This is a genomic window from Bradyrhizobium quebecense (genome assembly GCF_013373795.3).
GTDB classification, from domain to species: domain Bacteria; phylum Pseudomonadota; class Alphaproteobacteria; order Rhizobiales; family Xanthobacteraceae; genus Bradyrhizobium; species Bradyrhizobium quebecense.
This window is the reverse complement of sequence record NZ_CP088022.1, coordinates 180,998-194,004: the sequence shown is the minus strand read 5'-3', so window position 1 is coordinate 194,004 and position 13,007 is coordinate 180,998. Positions and strand designations below refer to the sequence as shown.

The following is a 13,007-nucleotide window of genomic DNA, read 5'->3' as shown; positions in this document are numbered from 1 at the left end:
TTGTTTAAGCTGCCATGAGTGCGCGATGCCGGTATTGATCTTTCGCAAGAATGTCGTGCAGGAGCAGATGTCGCATTGTGGAGGATCGCGAATGCGAGCTGAGCCATCAGCGATCCGACCACAACGTCCATGAGCCGCGCACTTATCGTGACGCGCAGCTCACGAGATCCGCAAACAAAACCGGACGGGAGCTGCTATTTGCGGTGGGATTTCCAGTCTGCGGATGACGGCCGGACTGCCGGTATTGACGTCGTCTTGCCGTTGACGGTCCAACCGGAGGCAACGATCGCGAAGCCGACGATCAGGCAGATCGCAAGTAACGTTACGGCGAATCCCACGACTTCTGCGCTGACCACTGCGGTCGCGATCAACGGGAACAACAGGATTGCGGGACGAGCGATCATCCTGCCCTCTCCTTCGCAGCTTTCGCGGCAGCCGCTCGTTCGTCTTCCGCGGATTGGATATAGAAGCCGGAACAGGTATCAACGTAGCACAGGTGATCGTGCACTTCCTTGACGCCCGCGGCATTCTCCGCGGCGACAATCGCTCCCTGCCTCGCCCGCTCATCCATGATAACTCCGCGGAGATGCACCACGCCGTTGCGCACCGAGACTTGCAGCCCGAGCGGGCACCAGTTTGCACCATCGAGTGCCCGCACGATGCGATCGTGGATGTGCGTGTCATCCGCCGTGGGATCCGGAATCTGGTGCGCGACGGATGCTACGGCCCGCAGCAGATCCGCACGTGTTACGAGGCCAACGAGGCGCCCGTCGCGCATCACTGGCAACCGTTTGACGCCCCTCTTCTCCATGAGATCGACCAGATCGGGCAAGGGCGTTTCTTCCGTCACGGTGACGGGATCGCTCGACATGATCTCTCCGACCTTCCGGCCGCGCTCGTGGACGAAGTCCGCGGCCGCATAGCCGGAGCCGAGAAGGAACTGAAACCAGCGGCCACGCCGGCGTTGCGTGCCGATCTCGCTTCGCCGCAAAAAGTCGCTCTCCGACAGGATGCCGACCAGTCTTCCAGCCGCATCGACCACTGGCAGGCCACTGATATGGTGATCCATCATCAGCTTCGCGGCATCGAGAATGGATGCCTCGGTTCCGACAGTGATGACGTGTCTCGCCATGATCTGATGTGCGCGCATTGCTGATCTCCTTCCATCGCTCGCCACCAAGGTCACACGCAATCGGCTCATCTGCTTTGATCTCCCTCAACGCCTGCGCTTGACGGAAATCAAGGCGACGCGACCGATGATCGACGATGCTGCTGCCCTGTCAGGAGATCAAATTCATGTTGCAGAACCTGCTTGCCTCGATGGGAGTGCTGGCGATTGTCGTCGTGACGTTCGCCTGGATGCGCTTGCCGCCAAGGCGGCCGCTAAGGCAGCCCGCCAGGTCAAGCACCCACCAGCTCCGTCGGCGCCGACCGTTCTAGGCCGCCGCCTGCCCCGATCCGACCACCCGGCCGGAATTTTGACCTGCATCAAAACCGGAGCGCCGCGCCACCGTTAAGGATGCTTATCCGTCAGGATCGTGCAAATGGCAGACATAAGGGCTTGGCGCCCCATCATCTTCTCGTGTCCCAATACCGGCGATCGGGTTCAAGGCTTGCTCCCCGCCGACGCATCCGAGCCCCTGGCTGACGAGCTGCACTCGATCTCCTGCGCTGCCTGCGACGGCGTCCACTTCATCAATCTGCGAACCGGTGCCGTCGTCAGTCCCACGCGCAGCTAGCCTGGTCACGAGAACCAGCGCGGGCCGGAAACCACCATCAAGTTGACGCGCGTCAACGCGCAGGCGGCCGGCATGAGAAACAATAGTTTCTTCAACGAAGGATTTTGGACATGACAGACCATAGCGAAGCCCGTCCCGTCTCCGACGCCGTCCAGAGCTACGCGAAGCAGGCGATGGCGGTCCAGTCGGAATTCTCGGAGAAACTGATCGAGGCAAACCAGCACTGGTTCGAGCAGATCCAGATCGAATCGAACGAAGCCTGGGAGCTTTTCCGCAGGTTCAATTCCACCGCCTCGGTGGCCGAGAAGATCACTGCCCTGCAGGACTGGGCCAAAGGCGTCACCGCGCGCGGGGCGAACGACGCGACGTACGCGATCGAGACCGCACGTTCGCTGGGCACGATCGAGCTGAACCTGCTCGCACGAAAGACCAGCAGTGTCGACGAGGGTACTCAGAAGGCTGCCTGACGTGCCAGCACGCGACGCTCCCGAACGCCCCGAGGCAGGCGTCAGCACGACATGGGAGGGGGTCGCGGTGGCCCCCTTCGGTCGAGATCTTGAACTCGCCGTGATCGAGGGTAATGCCATTCACAAGCTCGTCTTTCCATGCCGCCGCGTCCCGGGCGGCTGGGTAAAGGCGGCGACCGCCGAACGCGTCATGGTGCAGCCGACGCATTGGCGCGCCTGGATCAGATAGACCTGTCCCCGCCGTCTTGGCCAGCTCGTACCGAACGGCCGGTGGCTTCGGCCGTCCGGACGTTGTAGTATTGATCCAGCTGAGGGCTTCGCCGGGGAAATATGTCCGATCGCATCTGGTACCGCTATGGCACTGCCGTGGCAGCGGCCGCGCTCGTATTCGCAGTGCGCGCGGGGCTTGATAATTATTTCGACGACCGAGCCTTCACGATCATCTATGTGCCCGCCGTGCTGTTTGCCGCTTTCGCCGGCGGTCGCGGTCCGGCGATCGTCACCACCCTGCTCTGCCTCGTCATCAGCGTCAAATTCCTCGGGACAAGCCTGGTTACTGAACCTGCGAATCTGATCGATATCGCTTGCTTTGCGATCCTCGGCCCGATCCTCGGCTTCATGGGCGACCGGCTCTTGAGGGAAAGCGATCAGGCGCGAAATCGCCAGACCCACCTACAGTCGATCCTCGACACGGTCCCTGACGCCATGATCGTCATCGACGACCACGGTATTATTCGTTCCTTCAGCGCGGCGGCCGAGCGGCTGTTTGGCTGGAAACCGGACGAGGTCGTCGGCAAGAACGTCTCGAAGCTGATGCCCCAGCCATATCGCGGCGAGCACGACCGGTACCTCGAACGCTACCTTACGACTGGCGAACGGCGCATCATCGGCATTGGCCGCATCGTGGTTGGAGAACGGAGCGACGGCTCGACCTTTCCGATGGAACTCGCCGTCGGCGAAGCCAAGGTACGTGGAGAACGCTTTTTCACCGGCTTTATCCGCGATCTCACCGAGCGTCGAGCGCAAGAACGGCGGCTTCAGGAGCTGCAGTCCGAGCTGGTCCATGTGTCGCGGCTGACCGCCATGGGCGAGATGGCGTCCTCTATCGCCCATGAGATCAATCAGCCACTATCCGCCATTACCAACTATATGCGCGGCGCGAGCCGGCTGCTGACGCCGGAGACACCGGACGCGACACGAATTCGTGACGCGCTCGAGCGGGCCGCACAGCAAGCGCTGCGAGCCGGCGACATCATCAAGCGCTTGCGCGAATTCGTTGCCAAAGGCGAGACCCAACACTCCCTGGAGAGCCCCGCCACCCTGCTCGAAGAGGCTGTCGCACTGGCGCTGCTCGGCGCCAAGGAGCAGGGAGTCAGGTTCGCGATCCGCAGCGACCGGGACATGCCCTCGATCATCGTCGACAAGATCCAGATTCAGCAGGTCGTGCTCAACCTGATTCGCAATGCGATCGAGGCGATGGCCTCCAGCCCGCGCCGCGAATTGACCGTCGGCGTCACCAAGACTAACGGTGTAGCGACGTTCACCATTGCCGATACCGGTCCGGGCATCAGCCCTGACATCGCCGACCGCCTGTTTCAGCCCTTTATCACGACAAAGGAGCATGGCATGGGCGTCGGCCTCTCGATCTGCCGGACCATCATCGAATCCCATGGTGGACGCATCGATGTGATGCCAAACTCCGGAGGCGGCACGGTTTTTCAGTTCATCCTCCCGTTCGCGGAGGACGGAGAAGAAGCATGACGACGCGGCATACAATTCTTGTCATCGACGACGATCCGGCGATGCGGGACTCACTGGCATTCCTGCTCGATGTCAACGGCTTTGCCGTAACGACTTATGAGACGGCAACCAGTTTTCTCGATCATCTCAAGAGCAGCACGGTCGACTGCATCGTATGCGACATACGCATGCCCGGCATGAGCGGCCTCGAACTGGTCCGCAAACTCAAGGCTGACGCAGCGGCATGCCCCGTCATTCTGATGACTGGCCATGGTGACGTCGCACTTGCGGTCGAGGCGATGAAGGCTGGCGCGGTTGACTTCATCGAAAAGCCGTTCGAGGACGAAGCGCTGTTGCGTGCGATCCGCGAGGCTCTGCAAACACAGTCCGCGGCACCGGCCGACGAAACGGTCAAGCGCGACGCTGAAGCTCGTCTGGTGGACCTCTCGCCGCGCGAACGTGATGTCTTGCGAGGGCTGGTGGCGGGCAAGATCAACAAGGTGATCGCCCATGACCTTGGCATCAGCCCGCGCACGGTCGAGGTCTATCGAGCAAATCTGATGGCCAAGACCAACGTGCGCAGCATGTCGGAGCTGATGCGGATCGCGATCGCTGCCGGGCTTTAACCTTAAGCTGCTGCCGAGCGCGCACGCCCGCTCCAGAGCACCGCAGCCAACTTTTGCGCAGTTTCCGGCCACTGATTCAGGTTAATCAATACCGACCCGGGATCCATACGCGCTACGACACCGCCAAGTCGGAACGAGAGCCCATCAATCTCCAGTTCGACGGGCTCGCCTGTCGCTGCGTCCGGCAATGCGCACTCGATCGATACCGCCTGGATAGCGGCCAGCCCGGTCAGCCCGCAAAAGCTCAGCCCAACAATTGCGTAGATGCGCTGCGCCAGAGAGATCCTGAAATTCATCGCTTTTCACCAACTGATTTACCGCAAACGGGTTGCCCGATCTGACCTGGGCGTGGGCAAGTCAATATCGGCCACTGGGGCTGCGCGGACTATTGGGCGGCGAGATTTAACTCACGTAAAATCCCCTATCGAAATCCTGCAGCAAGGCTCATTTTTCGCATGGCGACGAGCGGGACGATCTATCGTCAATCCGATGAAATGTCGCGCCTCGGCGAACGGTGCCGCCCGCAATGTGGGCCGACATCAATCGCCGATCAGCGCTCGCGCATGCTGTCGCGTGACCGCAAGGCGACCAAGTAGTTGGTCGTGCTGCTGCTGCAGCTTCGTCCTGGCCCCTCCGGCCGGACACACGGCGACCAGGCCGCCGATCTGGAGCAGTTGCAGTTCGAGCATCAACAACGCTTGACGGAAGGAATGGCGAATGTCCGCTCTCGACGCAACCTCTTCGTGGTTCGCCCGACGCGATTCCGGAAAATACACGAGGTTTCCCATGACCCTGACCAGCCCATGTTCGAGAGGAGGAAGCTCAATGGCAAGCAAGCTCCCTTTCGAACCCATCAACAGCGACGAGATGCGCCTATTCCGCCTTGATCCGGATCAAACGAAATGAGCTGAGGCAGATCAAAATGGCTGTCACCGCACAATGCTTTGCTGGGTGACATCGACCGAACGAGAAAGGGGCACCAATGGACGGGATCACGCAATTCATTGCCCTGCCGTACGACCGGACCGATGGCGGGCTCGTTCCGGGCCAGCAGGCCAAGTGCGGCAGCCCTGCAGCGGCGATAGAGCATGCCAAGCACTTATGGAAGACATTCGGCCACGCTGGTGCCGCAGCTATCGTCTGTACCGGCTATCCGGAGACGAGAACCACCGTGCTGCGGACATATGGAATGGTGCCAAACGACCTGGAGCAAGAACCATCCGCTCTCCATTTGCGGTGAGGCGCAATCTTCGGTTCCTTGCGCTGGATCAAACCGCCCCGGGCCGCCGCATGCCTATATCTCAAGCTACCAGGACGAGCACCCATACTCCCGTGATGTTGTCTCGGTATTTAATGCCCGGCTCGCTTTTGCCGGGCATCTTTTTGTCCCACCGCGCGAGCTGACGACAGAGCGCAGGCAGGTGATGGATGTTGTCCTCGACCGCGGAGCGCCGCACCAGCGCAGGCAATGCTCACGAAGCGACGCATCACCGGAACTCCTGGAGCGCGAGCGAAACTGACCTCGTGGGGTTCCGTTTCCGACATCGAGCTTTCCGTTCCTTGAACGTCCCGTGTTGATGGACGTTGGGAGGAACGTGGGCGTTGCGGCCCGAATTGGCGTGCATCTTTGAGCTGGCTCAAGCCATTCCCGTCATATTCGCCCTCTAACGTGGAACCGATAGCGGCGTCCGAGGTCATCTTTGAATCCCTGGAGAGCGACATGCAATCTGCGACCACTCCAAACGAGCAAGCACGCACGAATGATCTTGAGCTGCTCGACCGTTATTGGCGCGCCGCCAATTACCTTTCCGTTGGACAAATCTATCTGCTTGCGAATCCCCTCCTGAAAGAGCCGCTGAAGCCGGAGCATATCAAGCCGCGCCTGCTCGGGCATTGGGGCACCACGCCTGGGCTCAATTTCATCTATGCCCACCTCAATCGCGCAATCCGCGCTTCCGACCTCAACGTCATCTATATTTGCGGTCCCGGCCATGGTGGTCCCGGTATGGTTGCGAACACCTATCTCGAAGGCACCTACACCGAAATCTATCCGGAGGTGACGCGCGATACGGACGGCTTGCGCAAGCTGTTCCGCCAATTCTCCTTCCCCGGCGGCATTCCAAGCCACGCGGCGCCGGAGACGCCCGGCTCGATCCACGAAGGCGGTGAGCTCGGCTATGCACTGGTTCACGCGTATGGCGCAGTGTTCGACAACCCCGATTTGATTGCCGTTTGCGTCGTCGGCGACGGCGAGGCGGAGACCGGTCCGCTCGCGGCGTCCTGGCATTCCAACAAATTCTTGAACCCGGTGCAGGACGGCGCGGTGCTGCCAATCCTGCACCTCAATGGCTACAAGATTGCCAATCCCACCGTGCTTGGGCGGATGGATGATGAGGAAGTCCGCAGCCTCTTCATCGGCTACGGCTACGAGCCGCTGTTCGTCGAAGGCGACGATCCGCATGCCATGCATCGGTTGATGGCCGACACGCTCGATACCGCGCTCGCCGGCATCCGCTCGATCCAGCAAGCCGCGCACCAGCAGACCGGCGGCCTTAAGCGACCGCGATGGCCGATGATCGTGCTGCGCAGCCCGAAGGGCTGGACCGGACCGAAGGAAGTCGACGGGCTGAAGGTCGAAGGCTTCTGGCGTGCACATCAGGTGCCGATCGCCAACCCGCGCGGCAACCCCGAGCATCTGAAACTGCTCGAACATTGGATGAGCACCTACGAGCCCGACAAGCTGTTCGATTCGAACGGCCGGCTCGTACCTGAATTGCAAGCCCTTGCGCCCGCAGGCGACCGTCGGATGGGGGCCAACCCGCACGCCAACGGGGGCCTCCTGAAGCGGGAATTGAAGCTGCCGGATTTCCGTGCGCATGCGGTCGAGGTCACCGCTCCGGGTGACGCCGTCGCCGAAGCCACGCGAGAACTCGGCAAATTCTTGCGCGAGGTCGTAGAGCTGAATGCGGAGGCCCGCAATTTCCGCATCATGGGTCCGGACGAAACCGCATCCAACCGTCTCGACGCGGTCTTCGAGGCCACCGACCGAGTCTGGATGGAGGGCATCGAACCTTATGACGTCCACCTCGCCCATGACGGCCGCGTGATGGAGGTCCTAAGCGAGCATCTCTGCCAAGGCTGGCTCGAGGGCTACCTGCTTACCGGCCGCCACGGCTTCTTCTCCTGCTATGAGGCCTTCATCCACATCGTGGATTCAATGTTCAACCAGCATGCCAAATGGCTGAAGGTCTCGCGCGCGCTGCCCTGGCGGCGGCCGATCGCGTCGTTGAACTATCTCCTCACCTCGCATGTCTGGCGTCAGGACCACAATGGATTCAGTCATCAGGATCCCGGCTTCGTCGATCTCGTCACCAACAAGAAGGCCGACATCGTCCGCGTCTACTTCCCGCCTGATGCGAACACCCTGCTCTGGGTCGCAGACCACTGCCTGCGCACCTATGACCGCATCAATGTGATTGTCGCCGGCAAGCAACCCGCGCCGCAATGGCTTTCGATGCGCGATGCAATGACCCATTGCGAAGCGGGCATCGGCATCTGGAAATGGGCCGGCACCGAAGCAGTCAACGCCGAGCCAGACGTGGTGATGGCCTGCGCCGGCGACGTTCCGACGCTGGAAACGCTCGCCGCCGTCGATCTGCTCCGCAAGGCGCTGCCGCAATTGAATATCCGCGTCGTCAACGTGGTCGACCTGATGACGCTGCAGCCGACGGAGCAGCATCCGCACGGCCTGTCCGACCGCGACTTCGACAGCCTGTTCACCGGCGACAAGCCTGTCATCTTCGCCTATCACGGCTATCCCTATCTGATCCATCGCCTGACCTACAGCCGCACCAATCACGACGGAATGCACGTGCGGGGCTTTGCGGAGGAAGGCACCACCACGACGCCGTTCGACATGGTGGTGTTGAATGGCCTCGACCGCTTCCATCTCGCCATCGAAGCAATCGAACGCGTGCCGGGGCTCGACATCGCGGCCGCCCACGTCAAGCAGCAGTTCCGTGACGCCCTGATCGAGCATACGCGCTACGTGCGCGAGCATGGCGAGGACATGCCGCAAATCCGTGACTGGATCTGGCCCTATGGAGCGACAGGTCACAAATCCGTTGACTGAGGCAGCGAACGCGAGAGAGACCACCCATGTCCGACAGCGTCCTGGTGCTTAACGCCGGCTCGTCCAGCATCAAGTTCGGCCTGTTCGACATCGCGCCGTCCGAGCCAGAGCTGCAATGCAAGGGCCTGCTTGACGAGCAGGAGAAGGTCCCGCGCATCGTGGTGAGCGATGCCTCGGGCAGGCAGCTGTTCGAGAAGCGCCGCGCGAGCGGCACGTTGGAAGACAACGGTCTGTTCGGTGATATATTTGCCTGGATCGAGGACTATCTCGACGGCGGAAGGCTCGCCGCCGTTGGCCATCGCATCGTCCATGGCGGCCGCGAGTTCTACGGGCCGGTCGTCATCGCAGGGCAGACTCTCGCTGCGCTGGAGGCGTTGACGCCGCTGGCGCCGCTACACCAGCCGCGCTGTCTTGCGCCGGTCCGGGCCGTGCAGTCACTGCAGCCGGAGCTGACGCAGATCGCCTGCTTCGACACGGCCTTTCATCACGGCCTGGCGCCGCCGGTGAGCCGCTTTGCCATTCCGCGGCAATTTGAGCAGCGTGGCATCCGCCGCTACGGTTTCCACGGCCTCTCCTTCGAATACGTCGCCAGCCGGCTCGCCGCGATCGCCCCGCATTGGGCCGACAAGCGCGTCGTCGTGGCACACCTCGGCAATGGCGCGAGCCTCTGTGCCTTGCGAAAGGGCGACAGCGTCGACACCACGATGGGATTGACCCCACTCGACGGTCTCGTGATGGGGACACGCTGTGGAACGATCGACCCCGGCGTGCTGCTTTATCTCATGCAGGAAGAGAAAATGTCGGTCGATGACGTGCAGCACCTGCTGTACGAACGTTCGGGTCTGCTCGGCGTCTCCGGGGTGTCAGCCGACATGCGCGCCCTGCTGGCGAGCCACGATCCTGCGGCTCGCGAAGCCGTCGATCTCTTCACATTTCGTGTCGCCGCAGAAGTCGCCGTGATGGCAAATACCCTCGCCGGCCTCGATGGCCTGGTGTTCACCGGCGGCATCGGCGAGCACGCCCCGGAAATACGGCAGCGCATCTGCGATCGCCTCTCCTGGCTCGGGGTCAGCATCGATGCAGCCGCAAATGCTCAGGGCGCGCAGCGTATCGCCGCGAAGGGCAACCCGGTCGACGTACTGGTCATTCCGACCAATGAGGAAGTCAGTATTGCGCGGCACTGCCGCAGCCTGCTGGTCACAGGTCGTTAGGTCGAGACGACCTTGGCTTGGCGGCAGCCGCCGAGCAAGTCTGATCCAGGACGTTCGTTGTGAGACGCTGCAACGATCCGGTTCAGTCCGTCGCCGCAACCCACATCACGAGCTCCCTCGCGAGGGTGCCGAAAGCCTTATCGAATGCGGCGGCCGCCTCGGACGGCGTCAGCGAGCTAATTCCTTCGGATCCCTCGATAAGCTTTGCAGCCTTTACCTGCCCATTTCGATCCACGATCTTCGCGGACAACGAGATCGTCGCGCGCGGTTGAGGTCCCCACACGATTTCGAACCGGCGCAGGTCGATCAGCAGACGCGGCGCACCTTCTACGCCGCTGTCGGCGCGCAGTGGCGCATGCTCGACGTCGTAATTCTCGAAGCTCTGCAGCAACCGCGCCTGCACCAGCACCGGGAGACTATCGCTCCACTGCGCACCTTCGAATCCCTGAATTTCCTCATCCGGCGTGAACAAGAAGCGCTGGGTCTGGAGGCGGGCGATCGCGGTCGGCTCCGCCATCACCAGCTGCTCGGGCAGCTTCGCATGGCGTTGCGCGCCGAAGCTGTCCACCGCGTGAAGGTCATACGCCACCTTGCGCGGCGCGGGCGCACCGCCGCCGGTCATGCGTTCGAGTCCGGCCACAATTCCATCGAGCTTCGGCGTATTGCGCGCGAGCCCTTCAGCGAACGTGCTGAGATTGTCGATCGTGCTGTGCAGCGGCGCGGCGTTGTCGGACAGGACGGCATCGACCCGGCGTAGCGCATCGCGGGCGGCCTGCGTCATGCTCCGCCCGGCCCCCTTTTCGGCCACCAGCGGTTCGCGCGCCGGCGGCGCCTGGGGATCATCACCGCCTTCCAGCGCGATCACCGGGACACCAGTCAACCCCTGGAAGTCGAGGCCGACACGCGTATCGGTATGCACCGGCGTGCGCTCGGCGACTGCGATCCCGGCGCGAACCTCGCGCGGGCGTTCCGGGACCAGTTCAAGGGCCGTGACCTCGCCGACGCGGATACCGTTGAAGAGAACGCCCGCCCCGACGAGCAGGCCAGGCACGGGGTCGGTAAACACGAGCTGGTATGTCTCCCGCTTTCCGATCCCACCGAAATTGTTCAGCCAGTAGACGAAGCCGAACACGGCGACGATTGCCGACAATACGAATGCACCAACGACAATGTAGGGCGCGCGGATTTCCATTTGCGTCTCTCTCTCTGCCTAATTGCCGAGGCCAAGCTTCTGCGCCCGGGCTCCGTGAAAGTAAGCCTGGACCCAGGGGTGATCGGACTTGAGCACCGATGACAGCCGCCCGATGGCCGCGATCCTGCCGTCGGCAAGCGCGGCGACGCGGTCGCAGATGGCTTGCAGGCTGTTCAAGTCGTGCGTCACCATGAACACAGTGAAGCGCAACGTCCGATGTAGCGTCCGGATCAGGGTATCGAATTCGCCTGCAGCGATGGGATCGAGCCCGGACGTTGGCTCATCGAGAAACAAGAGCGAGGGGTCGAGCGCCAGTGCCCGCGCGAGCGCAACCCGCTTGGTCATGCCGCCCGAGAGCTCGGACGGATACTTGTCCCCGTCTTCGCGCGTCAGGCCGACCATCTCGAGCTTGGCGTCCGCAATTTCGTCCAGCAGCCCCGGGGAAAGCCGCGCACGCTCGCGCAACGGAAATTGGATGTTCTGGCGAGCCGTCAAGGCCGAGAACAGCGCTCCCTGCTGGAACAGCACGCCCCAGCGGCGTTCGTCATCGCTGTCGTCCACGAAATCGATCTGCCCGCTCCGCTTCGGAAGCAGACCGACCAATGTCCGCATCAGCACCGACTTTCCGCCGCCCGACGCGCCCACGAGGCCGAGAATTTCGCCATCGTTCACGTCGAGATCGAGATGATCGAGGATGATTTTCTCGCCGAAGCCGACCACGAGGTCGCGGATATGGATCGCTGGCGTGTCGACCATGGCTACATCCCGATCGAAGCAAAGAAGACCGCGAACAATCCGTCGAGCACGATCACCAGGAAGATCGATTTCACGACCGACGCCGTCGTCTGCTGCCCCAACGACTCCGCGCTGCCCTTGACGCTCAATCCCTCCACCGCCGCGACAAGCCCGATCACGAGCGCCATGAATGGCGCTTTGATGATACCGACCTCGAAATGAGTGACTGAAACCGCGTCGTGAAGGCGTGCGATGAAGATCGCCGGACTCATGCCGCCATAGAGCCAGGCGACGAGCCCGCCGCCATAGAGCGCTGCGAGCGAGCCGAGGAAGGCGAGAATCGGCAGCGCCACCACCAGTGCCAGGATCCGCGGCAGAATCAGGACTGCGACAGGATCGAGCCCCATGGTGCTGAGCGCATCGATCTCCTCACGCATCTTCATCGCGCCGATCTCGGCCGTATAGGCGCTGCCCGAGCGCCCAGCCACCATGATGGCCACGATCAGCACGCCAATCTCGCGCAGCACGAGGATGCCGACCATGTCGACGACATAGGATTCCGCGCCGAAGCGTCGGAAATGGAAGATGCCTTGCTGAGCAATGATGGCGCCGATCAGGAACGTGATCAGCACCATGATCGGCACCGCTTGCCAGCCCACCCGGCCGAGCTGATAGACGGTCGACGTCAACCGGAACGATCGCGGATGCCTGAAAATGCCGAGCAGCGCTGCGCTGAAGGCGCCGAGCATGTGCAGGAATGCCGCCGAATCAGACGCCAACCGCCTGCTGCCGCGGCCGAGCTGATCGAGTTTCTGCAGCACGGGGTTGACTGATCTGCGTTCGGCGGGGTGCCCACGGTTCAGCCCTCGCACCTCTTCCAGCAGGTCGCCATATGGACCATCTGCACCGGTGAGCGCTGCCCTGGCCGCACCGCCGCGGGCGAGCCTTTCAAGAAGCCAGGCCCCGACGGTGTCGAGCGCGGTGACGCGACGCACATCGATCGAGCCGATGTCGGTGCGCGCGGCGTTCGTACACAGCCGCTCCAGCGCTTCGACGTTGGCAACGTTCCAGGCCCCACATGCGGTAAGCACGCGCGGATCGTCCGCATTCGCTGTCAGGGCCGGGGCGTTGAGCAAGATTCTGACTCCAATTTGGGGCTTACCTT

13 protein-coding genes are annotated in these 13,007 nt (G+C 62.3%); 6 read left to right on the top strand and 7 right to left on the bottom strand.

Translation table 11 applies throughout. The annotated features are described in order from the left end of the window. Positions 1-194: 194 nt before the first annotated feature. Positions 195-404, bottom strand: coding sequence for a hypothetical protein (locus tag HU230_RS01050; RefSeq protein ID WP_176528447.1), 210 nt, complete (start codon positions 402-404; stop codon positions 195-197). Further along, entirely contained in the window at positions 401-1,150 is a 750-nt protein-coding gene (locus HU230_RS01045; protein ID WP_176533350.1) for a CBS domain-containing protein, read from the bottom strand. Before HU230_RS01045 ends, HU230_RS01050 begins: the two co-directional genes overlap by 4 nt. A gap of 699 nt (positions 1,151-1,849) precedes the next feature. Between HU230_RS01045 and HU230_RS01040 the strand changes: the two genes are divergently transcribed. The 3 genes from HU230_RS01040 to fixJ all read left to right on the top strand — a co-directional run bounded on the left by HU230_RS01040 (position 1,850) and on the right by fixJ (position 4,572). Further along, positions 1,850-2,206, top strand: a complete 357-nt coding sequence (locus tag HU230_RS01040) for a hypothetical protein (protein WP_176533351.1) — start codon at positions 1,850-1,852, stop codon at positions 2,204-2,206. Positions 2,207-2,536: 330 nt separating this feature from the next. After that, a complete protein-coding gene (locus HU230_RS01035; protein WP_176533352.1) occupies positions 2,537-3,967 on the top strand; it encodes a PAS domain S-box protein in 1,431 nt (476 codons plus the stop codon). Next, on the top strand, positions 3,964-4,572 hold the full coding sequence (fixJ, locus tag HU230_RS01030; RefSeq protein WP_176533353.1) for a response regulator FixJ: 609 nt from the start codon (positions 3,964-3,966) through the stop codon (positions 4,570-4,572). Before HU230_RS01035 ends, fixJ begins: the two co-directional genes overlap by 4 nt. 2 nt (positions 4,573-4,574) lie before the next feature. Here fixJ and HU230_RS01025 read toward each other — a convergent pair whose 3' ends face one another. Continuing rightward, the gene (locus HU230_RS01025) at positions 4,575-4,868 is read right to left on the bottom strand and encodes a hypothetical protein (protein ID WP_176533354.1); all 294 of its coding nucleotides are present in this window, start codon (positions 4,866-4,868) and stop codon (positions 4,575-4,577) included. Between the two features lie 243 nt (positions 4,869-5,111). Next, positions 5,112-5,408 carry a hypothetical protein gene (locus tag HU230_RS01020; RefSeq protein WP_224942810.1) on the bottom strand — a complete coding sequence of 99 codons (297 nt, stop codon included), beginning with the start codon at positions 5,406-5,408 and terminating at the stop codon, positions 5,112-5,114. Positions 5,409-5,554: 146 nt separating this feature from the next. On the opposite strand from HU230_RS01020, the gene HU230_RS01015 reads away from it, so the two are divergent. The 3 genes from HU230_RS01015 to HU230_RS01005 all read left to right on the top strand — a co-directional run bounded on the left by HU230_RS01015 (position 5,555) and on the right by HU230_RS01005 (position 9,915). Beyond that, positions 5,555-5,812 carry a hypothetical protein gene (locus HU230_RS01015; RefSeq protein WP_176533355.1) on the top strand — a complete coding sequence of 86 codons (258 nt, stop codon included), beginning with the start codon at positions 5,555-5,557 and terminating at the stop codon, positions 5,810-5,812. A gap of 480 nt (positions 5,813-6,292) precedes the next feature. Further along, a complete protein-coding gene (locus HU230_RS01010; protein ID WP_176533356.1) occupies positions 6,293-8,704 on the top strand; it encodes a phosphoketolase family protein in 2,412 nt (803 codons plus the stop codon). A gap of 26 nt (positions 8,705-8,730) precedes the next feature. After that, positions 8,731-9,915: an acetate/propionate family kinase gene (locus HU230_RS01005; RefSeq protein WP_176533357.1), complete on the top strand. Its 1,185-nt coding sequence runs from the start codon at positions 8,731-8,733 to the stop codon at positions 9,913-9,915. A gap of 82 nt (positions 9,916-9,997) precedes the next feature. On the opposite strand, the gene HU230_RS01000 is transcribed toward HU230_RS01005, so the two are convergent. The 3 genes from HU230_RS01000 to HU230_RS00990 are packed head-to-tail and all read right to left on the bottom strand — an operon-like array spanning position 9,998 to position 12,978. Further along, positions 9,998-11,107, bottom strand: a complete 1,110-nt coding sequence (locus tag HU230_RS01000) for an ABC-type transport auxiliary lipoprotein family protein (RefSeq protein WP_176533358.1) — start codon at positions 11,105-11,107, stop codon at positions 9,998-10,000. Positions 11,108-11,125: 18 nt separating this feature from the next. Continuing rightward, positions 11,126-11,863: an ABC transporter ATP-binding protein gene (locus HU230_RS00995; protein WP_176533359.1), complete on the bottom strand. Its 738-nt coding sequence runs from the start codon at positions 11,861-11,863 to the stop codon at positions 11,126-11,128. A 2-nt stretch (positions 11,864-11,865) separates the two neighbouring features. Continuing rightward, positions 11,866-12,978 carry an MlaE family ABC transporter permease gene (locus HU230_RS00990; RefSeq protein WP_224942809.1) on the bottom strand — a complete coding sequence of 371 codons (1,113 nt, stop codon included), beginning with the start codon at positions 12,976-12,978 and terminating at the stop codon, positions 11,866-11,868. Between the last annotated feature and the right edge of the window lie 29 nt (positions 12,979-13,007).